Genomic DNA, 18,494 nt, shown 5'->3' with positions numbered 1-18,494 from the left:
ACAGACAACGATCCGGAGGCCATGCGCGAGGGCCTCGAGCGTTTGTTCGGCCTCACCAAGGAGGGGCTCTCACCTGACGCTGAGTTTCGGCTTCGTGATGAGACCTACGTGATGGAGATGCCGCAGTCGGGGGAGCGCATCCGTGGACGTGAGGCCATGCGGGCAATGCAGGAGGCTTTTCCTGTTCCCCCTCGATCACCCTGCGCCGAGTCGTGGGGTCGGGGCAAATCTGGGTCGTCGAGGGGACGAATGACTATGCCGGGGATGTGTGGCACGTGGTGGTCATCCTGGAGTTCGGAGCGGACGGGTCGATCATCCGGGATACCCGCTATTACACGCGAAAGTCGGAGGCACCCGGATGGCGGTCTGAATGGGTGGAGCCCCTCGACTAGATGACTCTGCTCAGGGGTTGTGTCAGTTGTAATTTCTCACAGAACAGGACACTCCTGGAGCTGCATGAGACCACCTGTTCACTGGAACCCGTGAACCCCGACTGCGGAGTCTCTGTCATTCGCTCCGAGACCTGATCTCGACGGATTCCCCGTTTCCTGGGGAACCTCAACCGGGCGACGTGCGTGTCAGCCGGGGTACGTTGGGAGACGTGACTAGCCGAAGCGGACGCATCGCCCTCATCGCCGTCGGCGTGATCGCTCTGATCCTTGGTGGCGTCTGGACCGGGCAGGGCATGAATCTGATCCCGGGAAGTTTCATGACGGGTAGCCGGATGTGGCTTTCCATCGGGCTCATCCTCGCAATCGTTGGCATCATCCTGATTTGGCTCGGCCTGCGACGGCCGGGGCACGGCCGCACGAGCAGGTGAGACGTGCCTTCCCCGCAGTCACTCAGCGAAGCTGACCGACGCCTCGTCGCAACCTGGGCTGCTGACTGTGCTGAGAGAGTCTTGGTCCATTTCGAAACGGAGGCGCCAACGGACGGCCGGCCACGTGATGCCATCGCTCGTACTCGGGCATTTGCTCAGGGTGATCTTGATACCGCCGGTGAAATTCGCAGGCGCTTCGTTGCTGGTCGGGCCGCGCAGGCAGTGAACTCTCCCTCGGCAGTGGCAGCTGCTCGGGCTGCCGGACAAGCTTCCGGCGTCGCGCACATGGGCGCGCACGCACTCGGCGCAGCCGCATACGCAGCGAAAGCCGCCGGGCTAGCCGCCGCTGATCAGGCTACGGCAGTCTCCGATGAGGTCTCCTGGCAGCTCGAGCACATGAATGCCCAAGTCAGGGCGGCGCTTCGGCAGTTGCCGCCCCTTGGTGAGGATTCCGCGGGCCCACTCGGTTCAGGTCTTCTCGCGTCGGGCATCCTCGGGTCGATCATTCGGAGGATTCAGGCCGCCTTGGGCAGTAGCTCGACAGAGCAGGGTCTCCGGTAGCCGGACGGCCACGGTGACATTTCAGCGCGGAAGTGCGATCGACCAGGACCGATGGATTGGCTGGAAGTTGACGATCGATTCTCTGCCCTGAGTGACATGCACCAAGCGTGAATTGCGGAGGCTCGAGGTTGCCCACATGTGGTGCCGGGGGAGCTGTTGCGACGGGCGAGCGGCTAGAGTCCGATCACGGAGTAGCGGCGTTCGATTCCCGCGGTGGCGTGACCCCACTCGCTGCTGGCGACACGTTCCTGGTGGGCTTCGAAGGCGGATGCGTGCTCAAAGCGCTCTTCGACCTGCCACACCAGGGGATTGCTCGTCCGGGTGACGTTGAACGACAGGCATCCCGGTTCGGCGCGGGTGAGGGCAAGGTGCAGTTGCAGGTATTCCCGGACAGTTTCCGCTTGGTCCTGGGTGCGACAAACAAGCTGCCCGCTGAGGGACACCTCGCCGCCGACTAGCTTCTTCTTCATCTTGAAATTGGTCAGCTGCACGCCGGCCGTCACCGGATGTTGTTCTGCCTCGACGGTGAATCCGGAGCGCTCAAAGAAGGGGCGGGCTGTAATGCTGACGTCAGCTGTCAGCTCTGTCAGCTGCTCCTGGCGCGCGCGGGCCTCCACGTGGCCGATCAGTTGCCGTGCCACCCCGCGTCCCAGGTAGCGAGGGGCGACGAACATCATGTCGATATGTCCCTCAGAGTCCACGTCGGAGAAACCCGCCGGCGCACCATCCACGGTTGCCACACAACTGTTCCGCGCCTGCATCGCCGTATGCCAAGCGGACAGCTCGCGCGCTTCTGGCCGCGCCCACGCCTGAATCTGCTCCCGCGAGTAGTCGGCGGCAGCGGTTTCTGTCACTGCGGCAAGGAAGATCGCTAACGTGTCTGCGGCATCCGCTTGACAATATGGCCGGATGATAACGGCCGGCGTGCCGGCACCTGTGTTCAGATCCACAGGATCAGCATCCCACGTGGACTGTGCATGACCGTGCGGCACTCACTGTGAATCCACGGGGGGCAGTCCGCCGTCGTCGATCTGGTCGGTCGGCCGCAGGGTTGAACGATCCGACAAGGCGACCGAGCAGACCTGCTTACCGTCGTCGACCCGCCCGGTCCTGCGGTCGGCGATCGTGCGCCCAAGAATGCCGGCCTGGATCTTTCGTCACCTGATCGGCGGGCACGGATTGCGCGCAGAGCTCGGCGTCGTTCTGGTTTCGGAGACGATTGACCCTGAGACACCCCTCGCCTACGCTGGCATCGTGTCCAGGATCTTCGGTACCCAGTTCTCCGCGGTGTATCCGCTCTACGTGGCGAAGGTGGAGCGCAAGGGCAGGACGAAGATGGAGCTCGATCAGGTGATCATGTGGCTGACCGGATTCGACGACACGACGCTTCGCCGTCACGCCCAGGGTGGAACAACGTTCGAGGAGTTCTTCGCAGAGGCGCCGATGAATCCCAGCGCGTCGCTGATCACCGGTGTGGTGTGCGGCATCCGCGTGGAGACCATCGAGGACCCGCTCATGCAAAAGATTCGCTATCTCGACAAGCTCGTCGACGAGATTGCGAAGGGTAAACCGTTGGAAAAGGTGCTCCGTGCACCCGCCACGACCAGGACGGCCTGAATTTCTGATCAGTTCCCGCTGGCTCGACTGAAAGCCACGAGGCTAGCCTGCATTTCCCAGTAGGACGTCGCGGTCGGTGCCTGACGGTTATCGCGCAGGGCCGTGACAGTGTCCACGGCCCTGTCTATGGCTGCACGGTACGGCAGCGACCCCGAGCTCACACGCTTCACCCCCAGATCGCCGAGCTCGGCCACAGTCAGGGAGGGGTGCGCGAGCACATTGACCGGCAGCGCCACAACCGCGGTGATCCTCCGGATGTCCTCAGGATTCACGAGGCCGGGCACAAAGATTCCGTCGGCCCCGGCGTCGGCATAGGTGCGTGCTCGAAGCAGGACGGCCTCGACAGTCGCGTGCTCGCCGAACCAGAGATTGTCCACCCGCGCATTGACGAAGATGTCGGGGCTGAGGTCTTTGACGGCGCTGATTTTGGCGGCAGCCGTCGATGCATCCACGAGATGCCCATCCCGGCTGTCCTCAAGATTGACGCCGGCCACGCCCAGGACCTCTAGCTCGGCCACAAACTCCGCAACCTCCGCTGGGTCGTCGGAGTAGCCGTCTTCGACGTCCGCTGTGATGTGGACCGACATGCGGCCCAGTCGCGCCGCAAGTGCGACGGTTGCCGCCTTGCTGGACCCGCCACCATCCGGCAGGCCGGCGCTGGCCGCGATGCCAAAGCTCGTCGTGCCGACGGCCGGAAATCCGGCGTCCGCGAATGCCAGGGCCGAGCCGACGTCCCAGGCATTGGGTAGCACGAGCGGTGAGTCACGGTAGTGGAGTTGCCGAAAAGTTGACATCGTTGTTCCCGTCCTGCGCCAGCCGAATCGATGAATTCTCGTCAGCGTACTAGTGGGTGGCGAGCGCGCAAGCCGGTCCGAACGCTAACGCTTCTCGTCGAGTTCTTCCGCGGGCCAATGCTCCTGCATTGTCGCCCACCAGCGGGCCAGTGCTTCGCGTTCCGGCTGCGCCGTGACAGCACCGGCTGCAACCAGGTCCCGCCCGATCGGGAGGTCGATGCACGCTCCATCGAGTACCTGTGCGTCGACATAGCCGAGTACCGATCTCAATGTGGCGAGTGCACCGTGCCCGCGTCCCGGTGAGGCCACGTTGATCCACGCGACCGGCTTCCTGGTCAGAACGCTGCTGCCGACAGTCCAATCCAGAAGATTCTTGAAGCTGCCCGGGAGTGTCCCGGCATACTCTGGCGTGCTGAACACCACCACGTCGGCGTTGTTGATCTGTTGTCGCAACTCCGCGACCGGACCTGGAACCGGGTCGTGGTCATCGTCCGGGTTGAAGGCGGGTAGTGCAGACAAGCCTTGGTACACCAGTGCGATCGAGCCTGCTGGCGCCAGGTCGCGCACCGTGGTCAGCGCCGCGTTGTTGGTTGAAGACTGCCGAGTGCTGCCCGAAACAAGGAGGAGTCTCATATTCGTACTTCCCATACAGGCCACAGGCGGAGGAAAGCAGCCGGAAGGATCATCTCGTCGGCGCATCGTCTCCGGCCCGGGCGCATCAGCGAGCCGTGAGTTCGTGTGCCGTACGCGCGGAGCGTACCGATTGGTAATGCCGCGCAGCGCGAGCGCGGTTGCCGCAAGCGACCGAGCACCATTCCCGTCTGGGGTGTGTCTTCACGAAGTAGAGCACGCATCCGGGCGCGTGGCATGCCCGCAGATTCGAACCGTCTTCGCCCAGCAGGTGCTGGGCGTGGTAGGCGACGTCGGCGAGGCCGGCAACCACCGGAGAAACCGCGGATTCGGGGGAGAGCGCGAGAGCCGCTCCGCTCAGCCGCAGCTGCGGGATCGGACGCTGGTTGGCGGCGGCGTTGATAGTGAGCAGCGCGTCCTCCACGCTCGCCATGGGCGATTCGGCAGTCCGACGATCATCGTCCGTCACGTGGGCTGCCAATCGGCGCACCGCGTCTCGCAGATTCCGTGCCGTCAGGAACTCGTCCCGAGTCGTTGCCGCGCCTGCCCGATCGATGCGGACGGCATCCAGCCAGGCGTCTACGCCTGTCGGTGTCGCGAAGTCGTCGTGAAGGCCCTCCGTGTCTGCCCAGATAGTCGCCATCAGGCGGACCGGCATCGGCTCGTCGGCGAGCGCCCAGCTGCGGTCCAAGCTCCTGTTTCCCATGCGGACAAACTATCACGGAAGAAATCACTTGCATACGTTAGAAAGATCGTGATAGAAATTGTCACGGATGAACATGAGTTCATGCATTAGAAAACGAGGAGAAGAACCATGACTGCCACCATCACTGCTATCGTCCCGATCCAGCCCGAAACCGCGACGGGCGTCGCCAGGGACCTGCTTGACCAGGTCCAGAAGGGACTGGGTCTCGTGCCGAACATGGCCAAGGTCATGGCCAACAGCCCCACCCTGCTGAAGGGTTACCTCGCTCTCTCCACCGCAGTCGGATCCGGCAGCCTTTCTGCTGCGGTGCGCGAGCGCCTCGCTATCTCGACCGCTCAGCTGAACGGTTGCGAGTACTGCCTCTCCGCCCATACCTTCATCGGAGGCAACATCGCCAAGGTCGATGCTGCGGAGCTCGACTCCGCACGCCGAGCGCAGTCACGTGACCCGCATGTGGCCGCACTGCTGACCCTCTCCAACACGATCGCGGAGAATGCCGGTGACGTCGGCGATGACGCGCTTGGTGCAGCCCGTGCCGCTGGTGTGAGCGACGCGGAGATCGGCGAGGTCGTCGCGAACCTCGCGCTGAACATTCTGACCAACTACTTCAACGTGCTCGCTCACGTGGAAAACGACTGGCCCGTCGTCGGGCTGTAATCCTCGACTCGATTCTCCAGGAGATGATGACGATGATCGCGACGCCCCAACTCGCCGACGTCGGCTTTCACGCCGGCGAACTGGCCGTGCAGCGCCAGGCCGGTGTCACAATCGACGCGGCCCGCCTGTCAGGGATGCTCGGGCCTGTCACTCTGACCGCCGGGATGGCCGGGTTTCTCAGCGATCGAACGTTTCTCGTCATCTCCGGGAGGGATCGCTCCGGACGCCTCTGGACGTCCCCGCTGGTCGGCCGTCCCGGTTTCTTGGAGGTGCTGTCCGACACCTCCGTTGCCGTTCATGCCGTGATCCCGCCGGGCGACCCACTCCGCGGGCTGCAGGCCGGTCAGAAGATCGGGATGGTCACGGTTGAATTCGCCACCCGGCGCCGGGTGCGTATCAACGGCGCACTCACGGTGAGCGGCGGCGATCTCCTTGTCGTGGACGTCGAACAGGCCTTCGGCAATTGCCCGCAATATATCCAGCAACGTGTTCTCGTGCCCGATGAAATCGATGGGGCGGGCAGCGAGCACGTCAGACACGGCAGCACGCTCTCGATGGAAGACCGTGAGCTCATCAGTGCCGCCGACACGTTCTTCCTCGGCACAGTGACTCCCGAGCGGGGGTCCGACGCGTCCCATCGTGGCGGTCCGTCCGGGTTCGTCCGCATAGACGGGCACGGGCTGTGGTGGCCCGACTACAAGGGCAACAACCTCTTCAACAGTTTCGGCAACATCACCGTCAACCCCGAAGCCGCCCTGTTGTTCATTGATTTCGCGACCGGTAAGTCGCTGCAGCTATCCGGCACGACCCAGATCGAATGGGGTGAACCCGGTCGGCCCGGAGATGACGGACATACAGGCCGCATTGCTCGCTTCACCCTGCAACGCCTCGTGGCCGGCCAGGTTCTTCCGGTCCGGGAGATCACTCACACCCCTTATCCGCGCAACCTCGCGTTGACCGATTGACAAGGACCGTTCCGTTGACACTGGCGGCCACTCCGCACCTAGGCTGCAGCGCTGCTCTGGCGTTCCCTCAACGCCCCGGACGAGTTTTAATCGGACAACCGGAATGTGGCGCGGTGAGAGGCGCCGACTGAACTGAACCACGGAAGGAACGTGATCTGCATGAATGCGAATCAGGAGTCCAATGGCGAGACCCGCCTGGCCTACATTCTCGGCGTACCCCTGGCCGAGAATGTCGTGCGCCAATGGCCGCAAATGGGCGAAATCGTGCGCACCAGCACACTCATCGGCAGCGTCGAGGGCAACTTCGCGGAACTGACACTGGAAGTCGGCAGACGCCTGCGCCTCGGGGATGTCCTGGTGGTCGAGTGGACCTGCAACTACGGCGACGGACGCCTCTACCGCAACGTGACCATCGGCGAACTCGAGAACGGGGAAGCCGTGCGCGTCACGGACTACTGGGGCGAACCCACCGACACGCCTCTCTGGCGAGTGCCGCTGACCGACCGCCTCGACATGCCCGGCGACGGCATCTGGAAGGACAACGACCACCTGAGCCACCACTGACGCGAAAGCGATCTGACAACCGGTCCGCGGATTCCGAGCACAGGACGGTCGGGGTGCCGCCGTGCTCGCGGCGCCGCTCTCGGCACCGATGGCTGCACTGCCTCAGCGGCGGCCCAGCCGACCGATGGCGAACCCGACGACGCCGATGAGCCCGCCGAGGGCGACCCAGCCCGCGGCGCGGCCCTCTTGCCGCGTCCGGTACCGGATGCGGCGACGCGGCCTCCGTCGCCCCCGCCCCGACAATGGCCACGGAAGCCGCCTCTGCCAGCGGCACCGCGGCATCCGCTGCCGGGGCGACGACGGACGCGTTGCGCACGAACAGCACGAACCACGCGAACACGATCAGCACGGCGACGAGTTCGAGGGCGGTGAGGTTGTAGTACCCGATCGGGTACCAGAGCAGCACCGCACCGCCGATCGCGAGTACGAAGACCGTCGTCGTGACGACGAAGCTCCGGGGAGGTCCTTCAGGACGAGCGGGACCAGCACGATGAGCGCGACGAAGCCGACGACGGCAGAGGTCGCGAAGGTGTTGTGCACGACGAAACTGACGTCGACGGGCACGAGGCCGACTCCGATGAGCGCAACGCCGACGATGATGATGATGATCCGCACGAGCGGGACGCCGCGGAGGTCGCTGCCTGCGGCGCTCCGCCGCGAACGCAGGTCGAGGGTCAGGTAGTCCGCGAGGGTCGTCATCACGAGTCCGGCGAGGAGGATCGTCAGGTTGAACGCGTATGCGGAGGTTGCGTCCCCCATTCCGAGTGCGCTAAAGTTCGCCTGCCACCAGCGCGGGTCGGCCGCCGTGAGCATGCTCGAGAATACCCCGGCGGCGAGGAAGAGGCCCAGGAGTGAGGCGAGGCGGGTCGTCGTGATCTCCGCGGCGAGGAGGAACAGCGCGAAGGTGCTCGCTGCGACCGTCAGCGTGACGAACAGGGTCGCCGCGAACGGGTCGAGCAGCAGTTCGCGGAAGGCCAGCTGGAACACCGCGTAGACCGAGCTGATCAGGAGGCCGGCCATTGCGGCACCGGTCACCGACAGCCCGATGGTGTCGAGGATGCGTCGGATGCGGGCACGACTGCGCCATCGCGGAGAGTGCCGGGTGAAACGGACATAGGACCATCCGAAGACCAGCAGTCCGATCAGTCCGGCGATCTGGGCCGAGAGCCCGCCGACGGAATTTTCGCCGGCGAGGCCGACGGCACGGCCACCGAACACGATCACGGCAGCGAGGAGCCCCGCGAGCGCGCCGACCGCAGCGGCGATCAGGGCACCGGATTCCACCTCGGATCGGCCGTTACCGGTGCGTTCGTCCTCCACCGGCGGTTCCGGGTCCGCGCGGGAAGGAGTCATCTCCCTATCCTGTCGCGCTTTCGAGGCTGCTGTGGCCGCTGAGCGAGGTGTCGGCCTATGCGGGCGGGGCCTCACTCACGAAGCAGGAGATTGCACTCGCGAGGTCCGGCCGGACCATCCGGGCGACCGGGGTGCCGAATTCGATGACCTCGTAGCCGTCGCGGTTCCTGGCGATGAAGCCGATCACGCTCAGCGCGTTGTCCTTCGCGATCCGGGAGTCGCTGACCCGCCACTCCCGTCTCGAGAGCGCGCGCACCTGGACGTCGCTGGGCGAACGGGACTGAAGTGCGGCGGCGATCATGGTGGGTCCTTTCCTCGACATGAACCGACCGTAGGTTCGGTTCCTATCGGTTGCCTTGGGGCCCGATGTGAAGCCGATGAGGCCCGGCACACTCCGATCCGGGACTCAGGTTCCGATCCCGAGCAGCAGGCTCACCGCGATCACGGTCATGATCACCGCGATTCCGATGTCGAGAATCCGCCACGACACCGGCCGGCCGAAGACCGGGCGCAGCAGCCGGGCGCCGAAACCGAGCGCTGTGAACCAGATGACGCTGCCGAGCACCGCCCCGAGACCGAAGTACCAGCGTTCGTCGCCGTGGGCGGCGGCGACGGAGCCGAGGAAGACAACGGTGTCGAGGTAGACGTGCGGGTTGAGCCAGGTGAGCGCCGCGGTCGTCGCGAGGACCTGGGTGAGGCTCGCGGCAGTGCCGACGACCGAGGTGTCGAGCGGCCGAGGGAGAACGGCCCGACGTGCGGCGAGCGCCGCGTAGCCGAGCAGGAATGCGGCACCGACGATCCGGACCACGACGAGCAACCACGGCACCGTGCGGATCAGCGCCCCGAATCCGGCGACACCGACCAGGATCAGGACCGCGTCGGAGGCTGCGCAGACGATCACCACGGCGAGCACATGTTCCCGGCGCAGTCCCTGCCGCAGCACGTAGGCGTTCTGGGCGCCGATCGCAACGATGAGGGACAGGCCGAAGCCGAGGCCGGCGAGGGTGGTGAGGATCATTCTCCGACCGTACCTCGGCGGCGAAGGATGAGTACAACGAAACTTTCTTAGCAGGCATTAGTCTGGCTAATCATGACGATTGACAATGCGCAGCTCAGGGCCCTCGCGGCGACGATCGATTGTGGCTCCTTCGACCTCGCCGCCGCGACCCTGCACATCACGCCGTCCGCGGTCAGCCAGCGGATCAAGGCCCTCGAGACCTCCGCGGGCCGGGTGCTGGTGCGGCGGACGAAACCGACAGAGATCACGGATGCCGGCCTGCCGTACCTGAGGCTGGCCCGGCAGATCGACGCTCTCGTCCAGGACGTCGTCTCCGGGTCGGAGTCGGAAGCGCGCGCGGGCGTTCCGCTCGCCGTCAACAGCGACTCGCTCGCGACCTGGGTGCTTCCGGCACTCGCCGGCCTGCCCGACTCGATCACCTTCGACGTACGCCGTGAGGACGAGGATCACTCGGCCGAACTGCTGCGCGCGGGAACGGTGATGGCCGCGATCACGACCGACGCGCGTCCGGTGCACGGTTGCTCCGTCACCCGGCTCGGCAGCATGCGTTACCGGCCGATGGCGCACCCGCGCTTCGCCGCTCGATGGTTCGCCGCGGGGCCCACAGCGGATGCGCTGTCCCGCGCGCCCATGGTCGTGTTCGACGCCAAGGACGACCTGCAGGACCGCTTCCTCCGGGGGCGGAGCCGTCGGCCGCTCACGCCTCCCCGGCACTCGATCCCGGGGTCCGCGGACTTCGCGGAGGCCGTCCGCCTCGGGCTGGGCTGGGGCATGGTGCCCAACCAGCAGATCCTCAGCGGCGAGGCCGACGGTGTGCTCGTCGATCTCGCGCCGGGCCGGCACATCGATGTGGTGCTCTACTGGCAGCAGTGGACGCTGCACACGCCCGTCCTCGCGACGATTTACGAGACGATCCGGGCCGCGGCCGCGGAGCACCTCGACTGAACCCTGTCGCCACCAACCACTGCCGGCAGGGACCTTGCCGTCAGTCGGCGAGGATTCCGTAGAGGGAACGTCGGAGGTCGTCGATCTGGGTGACGGCCTTCGCGCGCTGCTCCGGGGTCGCGGCGAAGCGGAGTTGGTGGATGACGCCCATGAGCTTGGCGACGCTCTCGTGGAGATTCGCTTCGGCTTCGACGCGTGCCGTCGAACTGTCCCAGACGCGGGCAAGGGCGTCCGCGTTCTCGGTGACGTAGGCGCGGCCGGGCTCGCTGAGCTGGAATTCGGTGCCGGTGCCGTCACCGGTCGGGGCGATGAGGCCCTCGTCGACGAGCTGCTGCAGCGTCGGGTACACCGATCCGGGGCTCGGGCGCCATGTGCCTCCCGAGCGCTCGGTGATCTCCTTGATCAGTCCGTAGCCGTTGAAGGGCGCTTCAGAGAGCAGCGAGAGGATGGCGAGGCGGACATCCCCCTTGAGCTTGCGCTGGGCACCCGGCGGCATGAAGCCGCGCGGGCCGAAGCCGCCGAAGCCCGGGCCGAAGCCCGGGCCGAAACCGGCTCCGAAACCGGGCCCGGCGCCCCGGCCGAAGCCGCGGCGCTCGTGCCGGTCGCCGGAGTCGTGGGTATGGGGTTCGCGAAAATCGTTGTGCATGGTGGTGTCCAATCGGGAAGCGGGTGGTCGACGGTCGAGAGGATCGGCGATGGTTTAAAGATATATCGGTGAATAGTCCTGAGCAATGACTCTCAGTGAATACGCAGCCGGGAGGTCGAGCGTGATGCGCGGTGAGTGCGGCAGCATGGACCACATGCAGGCCGACCCAGAGTTCAATCCGGAGTTCTTCGAGATCAACCCACTCTTCTCTCGCCCGGGGGAGGACAGCGTTGCGCCGCGGTACGTCCTCGGCGCGGGCCCGATGGAACCGGAGACGGCATACCAGATCATCCACGACGAGATCATGCTCGATGGAAACGCCCGGCTGAACCTCGCCACGTTCGTCGGAACCTGGATGGACGAGCACGCCGGGCGGCTCTACGCGGAGTCCTTCGACAAGAACATCGTCGACAAGGACGAATATCCGCAGACCGCCGCGATCGAGGAGTATTGCTGGCGGATGATCGCCGGCCTCTGGCACGCGCCCGAGCCGATGGAGACCATCGGCACGTCGACGATCGGCTCCTCGGAGGCCTGCATGCTCGGCGGACTCGCCCTGAAACGCCGCTGGCAGCAGGCCAGGCGAGCGGCCGGGAAGCCGACCGCGCAGCCGAACCTCGTGATGAGTTCCGCGGTACAGGTGTGCTGGGAGAAATTCTGCAACTACTGGGACGTCGAGCCTCGATTCGTGCCCATCAGCGAAGAGCATCCGAGCCTGGACGGGCACGACCTGGCGAGCTACGTCGACGAAAATACCATCGGCGTCGTGGCGATCATGGGTGTGACGTACACCGGGGTCTATGAGCCGGTCGCGGCGATCAGCGCCGCCCTCGACGAGATCGAGGCGCGAACCGGAGTGTCCGTTCCCATCCATGTTGACGCGGCCTCCGGCGGGATGATCGCACCCTTCCTGCAGCCGGAGCTCGAGTGGGACTTCCGATTGGTACGGGTGCACTCGATCAACACCTCCGCGCACAAGTACGGCCTTGTCTACCCGGGACTGGGCTGGATCGTCTGGCGGTCGAAGGATTCACTGCCAGAGGACCTGGTCTTCCATGTCAGCTACCTCGGCGGGAGCATGCCCACGTTCGCGCTCAACTTCTCGCGTCCCGGCGCGCAGGTGCTCCTGCAGTACTACCTCTTCCTTCGGCTCGGATTCGACGGCTACCGTGCCGTGCAGCAGTCCGCCCAGGACGTTGCGCGGTACCTCGCGCGCGGCATCGAGAAGATCGGTGCCTTCACACTGTGGAATGACGGGTCGGACATCCCGGTCTTCGCCTGGCGCCTCACCCCCGGCCACACCCGGAACTGGAACCTCTTCCACCTGTCGGACCGGCTGCGCTCCCACGGCTGGCTCGTTCCCGCGTACTGGATGCCCGACAACCTGTCCGAGATGACCGTCCAGCGGATCGTCGTACGGAATGGGCTCAGCATGGACCTCGCTGCGCGCCTGCTCACAGTGATCGAGGAGGAGACGGCGTATCTCGACCGGCTCGAAGGTCCGATGCCCGTCGAGGGGCAGCATCCGGGCTTCACACACTGACTCCTGACGGGTGCCCCCTTGCCGGTTCGGGCGTCTCTTCCTATGCTCACGACGGGACCGCCGCCCAGGCGGGCCGACGTACAGAGGAGAATGCGATGACGCTCAAATACGGTGTGCTGGCTGTCGTTGAGGCCCGGGCCGGGCAGGAACAGGCCGTCGCGGATTTCCTCGCCGGTGCACAGGCACTGGCGGCCGCCGAGCCGGGCACCCGGACCTGGTACGCCTTCCGGGTCAATGACGATACGTTCGGCATCTTCGATACCTTCGACACCGAGGAGGATCGCCAGGCACACCTCACGGGGGCCATCCCGGCAGCGCTCGCCGAACATGGTCCGACCCTGCTCGTGAGGGACCCCGACATCAGCCTGATCGACATCCTCGCCGCCACCTAGTCGACGGCGAACCCCTCAGCCGCCGCCGACGTGGGTGCCCGGACGGCGGAGCGGGTCGGGTTCGACCTCGCGCATGATCTCCCGCACGACGGGGGCGGTGTCGCCCTGGCCGAGCAGGAGGTAGCGCATCAGATGGAAGAGCGGGTTCCCCTCCGACCATTCGAAGTAGACGTGCGGGCGTACCCCGGAGGCATCCCGCAGGGCGAGCAGGATCGCAGCGATGGCGTTCGGCGCCGCCGGGCTCTGCGCGCGCAGCACCCGGTAGCCTTCGATCTCAACTCCCCGGACGTGCACGATCTTGCTGAAGCCGGAGGGGTCGATGACCTCGATCTCGAGGAAGAGCACGTCCGCGGTTCCGGGAACCGGATTCATCCCACGCTGGTCGGCCTCCTTCGCCGCGTACTCGGCGCGGTCGCCGCTCTGGGGCTTGTTCGCGATGATGTTCAGGGCGCCGTCATAGACGAGGGAATCGGCGACGAACTGCCGGGCCATCCCGTCGAATTCGACGCTGTCCACCCGGAGCTCGGTCGTCCGTGTCACGCGTGAGATCAGGGACACGGCGATGATCGCCGCGATGAAGAACACTGAAATCGTGATCCCGTCCGGTTTCTCGACGATGTTCGCGCCGAGGGCGTAGAGGAGCGCGAGCGACAGGACACTGAAGCCGATGCTCGCGCGGCGTTGCCTGCGGCGGACGGCAGAGATGGTCACGGCGACGGCGCCGGACACCATCATGGCGAGGATCCCGGTCGCGTACGCGCCGGCCTGCGCGTTCACATCCGCCCGGAAACCGATCGTGATCAGCACACTCACCCCGGTGTACACGAGTACGACCGGGCGGATGGCGCGGCTCCAGTCCGGCGCCATCCCGTACGACGGCAGATACCGCGGCACGATATTGATCAGTCCGGCCATCGCGGACGCACCCGCGAACCAGAGGATCAGGATACTGCTCACGTCATAGACGGTCCCGAAGACCTCGCCGACGCGCTCGTGGGCGAGGAAGGCGAGCGCGCGCCCGCTCGCCGCGCCGCCCGCCTCGAACTCGGCCGGTGGGATGAGCACGGTCGTCACGAAGCTGCTCGAGAGCAGGTAGACGCTCATGATGAGGGCCGCGGTCGTGAGGAGCCTGCGGGTGTTGCGGATCCGCGAGGCGAGTCGTTCCTCGGGGCTCCTGCCGTCCGCGGCGACGAGCGGCATCATGCTGACCCCGGTCTCGAAACCCGAGAGACCGAGGACGAGGAGCGGGAACGCGATCACGGCGGGCCCGAGGATATCGCCGAAACCGCTTCCCCGTGCGGTGAGTGCGTCCGTCCAGTTCGCGATCACCCCGGGTTCGGTGAAGGCGTCGTGGAGTCCGACGCCGATCACGACTCCATTGAGCAGCAGATACACCGCGACGAGGGGAATGGCGACGGAGACGGCCTCGCTGAAACCGAGCAGGAAGACTCCGCCGAGGATGAGCAGCAGCACGACCGTGATCGGCACGGCCTGGCCCGCGAGGAAGCTCGGCGCAAACGGGTTCTCAAGGATGTGCACCGTCGCATCCGCCGAGGACAGCGTGATCGTGATGATCCAGCTGGTCGCGACGAAGCCGAGCAGGATGAGCACGAACACCTTGCCGCGCCAGAACGGCAGCAGCCGCTCGAGCATCGCGACGGACCCTTGCCCGTGCGGGCTCTCCTTCGCGACGCGGCGATACATCGGCAGCATGCCGAGGAGGGTGAGCGCGACGATGAGCAGGGTCGCAACGGGTGAGAGCGCGCCGGCGGCGAGGGCCGCGATACCGGGCAGGTAGGAGAGGGTCGAGAAGTAGTCGACGCCGGTGAGGCACATCACCTGCCACCAGGGGTGGGTGGATGCCGTCCCCTCTGCGCTCTCGAGGCCCACCGGTTGCACCCGGTTGGCCAGGAGCCACCGGCCCAGGGGCCCGTATGCTGCCTTCGTGCGGATCGGACTCGGAACGCTCGCGGGGATCTCGGGACGAACGGCACGGCCCGGAGTCTGGTCCATGGTCACACGAGCTTTCGGGCGTCATCCTCGTCGCGCACGTCGACGATGTCGTGGGCGGCCAGGTCGTGGTGGATCGGTGTCCGGCGGTCGCCGAGCGGTTCACCGGTGCCACCCCACATTCCGGAGATGACCTCGGCCATGATCGAGACCGCGGTCTCCTCCGGCGTGCGGGCGCCGAGATCGAGGCCGATCGGGCTGTGCAGCCGCGCCAGTGCGACCTCGGGCACGGCTGCCGCGCGCAGCCGGTCCAGGCGGTCGTCGTGGGTGCGCAGGGAACCCATGGCGCCGACATAGGCGAGGTTGTCGTCGGCGAGGGCCAGCTCGAGGAGAGGGACGTCGAACTTCGGATCGTGGGTGAGTACGCAGACGACGGTGCGCGCGTCGAGGAGGCCGGCAGCACTCTGCTCGGCGAAGTAGCTGTGCGGCCAGGCCACGACGACCTCGTCGGCTCCGGGGAACCGTGCAGGAGTCGCGAACACGGCGCGGGCATCGCACACGGTGACCCGGTACCCGAGGAAGTCGGCCAGCCGGGTCAGGGCCGCGGCGAAGTCGACAGCGCCGAACACGAGCATCCGTGGCCGCGGGGCGAAGCTCGTGACGAAGACGCGTAGTTCAGCGCCATCGCGTTCTCCGTCCGGCCCGTAGCCGATCGTCGAGGTGCGTCCCGCCGCCAGGAGGCCGCGGGCATCGTCGCCCACGACGTGGGTGAGCCGTTCGGAACCGAGGTCTCCGGTCACCCCGTCGCCGCGCACGATGAGGTGACGGCCGAGGATGCGGGGGTCGGGGTGCTCGATGACGGTCACGATACCGACCGGAACGGACGTCGCAAGGTCGCGCAGGACTGTGTCGAGCTCCGCGAAGGTCTCGCGGGAGACCGGTTCGACGAAGACGTCGAGGATGCCGCCGCAGGTCAGGCCGACCGCGAAGGCGTCGTCGTCGCTGATGCCGTAGCGCGCGAGGGCCGGCCGTCCGGTGCGGATCACCTCCTGCGCGAGTTCGTAGACGGCGCCCTCGACGCAGCCTCCCGATACCGAGCCGACGACGGCGCCGTCGCTCGTGACGAGCATCGATGCTCCTGCGGGCCGGGGCGCGGAGTGGAACGTGCGTACGACCGTGGCGAGCGCCGCCGTCCGCCCGCGTTCCCAGGCGGGAACCAGTTCTTCGATGACGTCACGCATTGCGGAGTCTCACGGTCGGCGCCCCTGGCGGATGTCTGCGGCCGAGCGGGCTGCACCGTGCCGGCCGAGCCGGTAGCCGACGAAGCCGACGACGGCGAGCAGGCCGAGGAGTGTGGCCGGGTTGCTGAGGCGCTCCATGATCATCGCCCTGGCGAAGCTGAAGGCGTCGAGGCTCGATCCGGCGGCCGGAGGCGGCGGAGTCCTGGGAACCGGCCGGGCGGGAACGTCCGCCGGGTGCACGATGCCGATCGGTGCCGTCGCGCCCGGCTCGGCGTCCACGGGCACGGTGTTCGCAGGCACTGCGTTCGCAGGCACGGTGTCCGCCGGCGCGGGCGCCTCGCTCAGCATCGCCTGGAGGTTCTCGGCGAAGAGCGCCATCATCTGGTCGGTGACACTGCCGATGATGCTCTTGCCCATCACGGCGACCTTCCCGGAAAGGTCGACGTCGGCGTTCACGGTGCCGTGGGTCGTCCCGTCCGCCTCGGTGAGGACAAGCGTCGCCGTGCCCTGCGCGGTGCCCTGGCCGCGCGCCTCCTGGGCGCGCCCCTCGAAGACCGCCCGGTGGGCATCTGCATCCCGCTCGATCACGTTCATCATTCCTTTGTACTGCATTGCCACAGGTCCGAGCTTCACCTTCATGCCGACCTGATAGGCGTCGTCGGAGAGACGGTTCAGGATCTGCGCTCCCGGTACGCAACCGGCGACACGTTCGAAGTCCATCAGGGTCGCCCAGACCTCCTCGATCGGCGCGGTGACGGAAAAGGTGCTGTCAAGCTGCATGGTCATGTCCTCTGGTCGTCGGGTGGGGTCGAGTACGGGGATCGGTGCTGGATGCGGTGCAGGGACGGGTGCGGGGGTCGAGCCGTTCTGCGCGGATCAGGTCGGCGAGTTCGCCGAGCGCCGCGTAACTGTGGCCGCTCACGATGGCGTCGATGTAGGGCAGGGCGGCGTTCATCCCTCCGACGAGCGGCTGGAATCCGGGAGCGACCGTACGCGGGTTGACCCAGACGATCCGGTACGCGAGGCGGCGCAGACGGGCCATCTGGTCGGCAACGAAAGCGGGGTCGTCGAGGGCCCAACCGTCGGAGAGCACCACGATCACAGCGCCCCTGGCCAGTCCGCGCCGACCGTGGTCGTCGATGAACCGGCGGATGCTGTCGCCGAGCCGGGTGCCGCCGGCCCAGTCCGAGGAGCTCGCCGCGGCGTTCGCGAGCGCGGCGTCCGCATCCCGGACGGCGAGTTGGCGGGTCAGCCGGGTCAGCCCGGTCGAGAAGACGAAGGCCTCCGCGTGCGCGCCCGCAACGGCGCCCTGGAGCAGGGTGAGGAACACCCGGGTGTACGGTTCCATCGACGCCGACACGTCGCAGAGCAGGACGAGCCTGCGCGGTTGTTCCCTGCGGCGGGAGGAGACCAGAAGGATCGGCTCCTCGCCGGTGCGGTGTGCGGCCCGGACGGTGCGCCTCAGGTCGAGCCGGGCACCGTCCGCTCGGGTCGGCCGAACCCGCCTGCTGCGCCGAAGCGGGGTCGAGAGCGAGATCCGGCGCACGAGGTTCCGAACCTGCTCTGTCTCCTCAGCGCTCAGGAGCGAAAACGAGGTCTCGTGCAGGCGGCGTTCGAGCGAGGCGAGCATCAGGATCGTCTCGCGTTCGACGGCGCCCGGATCTGAGGGCCCTGCTGCGGGAGCAGGCGTCGGAGCCCGGGTCTCTGGTCCTTCGCGCGGTTCCTGCCGTCTTGCGGCGAGGTCGTCGTGTGGCGCCGGGCGGGTCCTGGCCTCCGAGCCGATGGCCGGCGGCGCGTTCGGGTCACCGCGCTGGTCCGCCGGGTCGAGCAGGCCGTCGAAGACGGCAGAGAAGACCGCGTCGAACACCGGCAACTGGTCTCTCGACGAGAGGAGCACGATGCGGCACGTCCAATAGAGTGCCGAGCGATGGGTCGGCGGCACCACCTGGACCGCGTCAGCGAGCCGGGCAGCCCCGTCGACCGAAACCGGCAGGCCCGCGCGGCGGAGCGCGGTGACGAACCCCGCGGCGAATGCGGCCGGTTCAACCCGCGGGGCGGCATCCGCCGGTGCGCGCTCGGTGATCTCTGCCAT

At 66.7% G+C, this 18,494-nt stretch carries 21 protein-coding genes; 9 read left to right on the top strand and 12 right to left on the bottom strand.

Going from position 1 to position 18,494, the window contains the following annotated elements:
- Positions 1-601: 601 nt before the first annotated feature.
- Positions 602-820: a hypothetical protein gene (locus RGU41_RS07365; RefSeq protein WP_198413350.1), complete on the top strand. Its 219-nt coding sequence runs from the start codon at positions 602-604 to the stop codon at positions 818-820.
- A 3-nt stretch (positions 821-823) separates the two neighbouring features.
- Positions 824-1,381, top strand: a complete 558-nt coding sequence (locus RGU41_RS20785; RefSeq protein ID WP_134446442.1) for a putative immunity protein — start codon at positions 824-826, stop codon at positions 1,379-1,381.
- A 173-nt stretch (positions 1,382-1,554) separates the two neighbouring features.
- Here the strand turns inward: RGU41_RS20785 and RGU41_RS07360 are convergent, their stop codons facing one another.
- Positions 1,555-2,331 carry a GNAT family N-acetyltransferase gene (locus tag RGU41_RS07360; RefSeq protein WP_322135891.1) on the bottom strand — a complete coding sequence of 259 codons (777 nt, stop codon included), beginning with the start codon at positions 2,329-2,331 and terminating at the stop codon, positions 1,555-1,557.
- A 304-nt stretch (positions 2,332-2,635) separates the two neighbouring features.
- Here RGU41_RS07360 and RGU41_RS07355 point away from each other — a divergent pair, with 304 nt between their 5' ends.
- Positions 2,636-2,998 (top strand): DUF2200 domain-containing protein, encoded by a 363-nt coding sequence (locus tag RGU41_RS07355; protein WP_134561208.1) that lies wholly within the window; start codon positions 2,636-2,638, stop codon positions 2,996-2,998.
- Positions 2,999-3,006: 8 nt separating this feature from the next.
- Here the strand turns inward: RGU41_RS07355 and RGU41_RS07350 are convergent, their stop codons facing one another.
- The 3 genes from RGU41_RS07350 to RGU41_RS07340 form a co-directional block, all read right to left on the bottom strand.
- A complete protein-coding gene (locus RGU41_RS07350; protein ID WP_322135890.1) occupies positions 3,007-3,792 on the bottom strand; it encodes an isocitrate lyase/phosphoenolpyruvate mutase family protein in 786 nt (261 codons plus the stop codon).
- Positions 3,793-3,876: 84 nt separating this feature from the next.
- Positions 3,877-4,425 carry an NADPH-dependent FMN reductase gene (locus RGU41_RS07345; RefSeq protein WP_198413351.1) on the bottom strand — a complete coding sequence of 183 codons (549 nt, stop codon included), beginning with the start codon at positions 4,423-4,425 and terminating at the stop codon, positions 3,877-3,879.
- Positions 4,426-4,510: 85 nt separating this feature from the next.
- Positions 4,511-5,128: a CGNR zinc finger domain-containing protein gene (locus RGU41_RS07340; protein ID WP_322135889.1), complete on the bottom strand. Its 618-nt coding sequence runs from the start codon at positions 5,126-5,128 to the stop codon at positions 4,511-4,513.
- Positions 5,129-5,236: 108 nt separating this feature from the next.
- Here RGU41_RS07340 and RGU41_RS07335 point away from each other — a divergent pair, with 108 nt between their 5' ends.
- The 3 genes from RGU41_RS07335 (at position 5,237) to RGU41_RS07325 (ending at position 7,314) form a co-directional block, all read left to right on the top strand.
- Positions 5,237-5,785 carry a carboxymuconolactone decarboxylase family protein gene (locus RGU41_RS07335; protein WP_322135888.1) on the top strand — a complete coding sequence of 183 codons (549 nt, stop codon included), beginning with the start codon at positions 5,237-5,239 and terminating at the stop codon, positions 5,783-5,785.
- Positions 5,786-5,808: 23 nt separating this feature from the next.
- Positions 5,809-6,750, top strand: a complete 942-nt coding sequence (locus RGU41_RS07330; RefSeq protein ID WP_322135887.1) for a pyridoxamine 5'-phosphate oxidase family protein — start codon at positions 5,809-5,811, stop codon at positions 6,748-6,750.
- A 159-nt stretch (positions 6,751-6,909) separates the two neighbouring features.
- Positions 6,910-7,314, top strand: a complete 405-nt coding sequence (locus RGU41_RS07325) for a hypothetical protein (RefSeq protein ID WP_134446448.1) — start codon at positions 6,910-6,912, stop codon at positions 7,312-7,314.
- 342 nt (positions 7,315-7,656) lie between these two features.
- Here the strand turns inward: RGU41_RS07325 and RGU41_RS07320 are convergent, their stop codons facing one another.
- From RGU41_RS07320 to RGU41_RS07310, 3 genes are all read right to left on the bottom strand, one after another.
- On the bottom strand, positions 7,657-8,667 hold the full coding sequence (locus RGU41_RS07320; RefSeq protein WP_322135886.1) for a hypothetical protein: 1,011 nt from the start codon (positions 8,665-8,667) through the stop codon (positions 7,657-7,659).
- A gap of 55 nt (positions 8,668-8,722) precedes the next feature.
- Positions 8,723-8,968, bottom strand: a complete 246-nt coding sequence (locus RGU41_RS07315) for a hypothetical protein (RefSeq protein WP_322135885.1) — start codon at positions 8,966-8,968, stop codon at positions 8,723-8,725.
- 105 nt (positions 8,969-9,073) lie between these two features.
- Positions 9,074-9,685 (bottom strand): LysE/ArgO family amino acid transporter, encoded by a 612-nt coding sequence (locus RGU41_RS07310; RefSeq protein ID WP_134558445.1) that lies wholly within the window; start codon positions 9,683-9,685, stop codon positions 9,074-9,076.
- 72 nt (positions 9,686-9,757) lie between these two features.
- Here RGU41_RS07310 and RGU41_RS07305 point away from each other — a divergent pair, with 72 nt between their 5' ends.
- Positions 9,758-10,630 (top strand): LysR family transcriptional regulator ArgP, encoded by an 873-nt coding sequence (locus RGU41_RS07305; RefSeq protein ID WP_322135884.1) that lies wholly within the window; start codon positions 9,758-9,760, stop codon positions 10,628-10,630.
- A gap of 40 nt (positions 10,631-10,670) precedes the next feature.
- Here RGU41_RS07305 and RGU41_RS07300 read toward each other — a convergent pair whose 3' ends face one another.
- Positions 10,671-11,276, bottom strand: a complete 606-nt coding sequence (locus RGU41_RS07300; RefSeq protein ID WP_134558443.1) for a PadR family transcriptional regulator — start codon at positions 11,274-11,276, stop codon at positions 10,671-10,673.
- A 145-nt stretch (positions 11,277-11,421) separates the two neighbouring features.
- On the opposite strand from RGU41_RS07300, the gene RGU41_RS07295 reads away from it, so the two are divergent.
- Complete coding sequence (locus RGU41_RS07295; protein WP_370362653.1) at positions 11,422-12,819, top strand: glutamate decarboxylase; 1,398 nt, start codon at positions 11,422-11,424, stop codon at positions 12,817-12,819.
- A 95-nt stretch (positions 12,820-12,914) separates the two neighbouring features.
- Complete coding sequence (locus RGU41_RS07290; protein WP_134446454.1) at positions 12,915-13,211, top strand: putative quinol monooxygenase; 297 nt, start codon at positions 12,915-12,917, stop codon at positions 13,209-13,211.
- Positions 13,212-13,226: 15 nt separating this feature from the next.
- On the opposite strand, the gene RGU41_RS07285 is transcribed toward RGU41_RS07290, so the two are convergent.
- Genes RGU41_RS07285 through RGU41_RS07270 form a run of 4 tightly spaced genes read right to left on the bottom strand, consistent with a single transcriptional unit; the run spans position 13,227 to position 18,494 of the window.
- Positions 13,227-15,224: an amino acid transporter gene (locus RGU41_RS07285; protein WP_322135883.1), complete on the bottom strand. Its 1,998-nt coding sequence runs from the start codon at positions 15,222-15,224 to the stop codon at positions 13,227-13,229.
- A 2-nt stretch (positions 15,225-15,226) separates the two neighbouring features.
- Complete coding sequence (locus RGU41_RS07280) at positions 15,227-16,402, bottom strand: XdhC/CoxI family protein (protein ID WP_322135882.1); 1,176 nt, start codon at positions 16,400-16,402, stop codon at positions 15,227-15,229.
- A gap of 9 nt (positions 16,403-16,411) precedes the next feature.
- Entirely contained in the window at positions 16,412-17,182 is a 771-nt protein-coding gene (locus RGU41_RS07275; protein WP_322135881.1) for an SRPBCC family protein, read from the bottom strand.
- Entirely contained in the window at positions 17,172-18,494 is a 1,323-nt protein-coding gene (locus RGU41_RS07270; protein WP_322135880.1) for a vWA domain-containing protein, read from the bottom strand. Before RGU41_RS07270 ends, RGU41_RS07275 begins: the two co-directional genes overlap by 11 nt.

This window comes from Cryobacterium sp. 10C3 (genome assembly GCF_034314285.1).
Taxonomy (GTDB): domain Bacteria; phylum Actinomycetota; class Actinomycetes; order Actinomycetales; family Microbacteriaceae; genus Cryobacterium; species Cryobacterium glucosi.
Note: the sequence above shows the minus strand (reverse complement) of the source record. Positions and strands in the feature narration are given on the sequence as shown.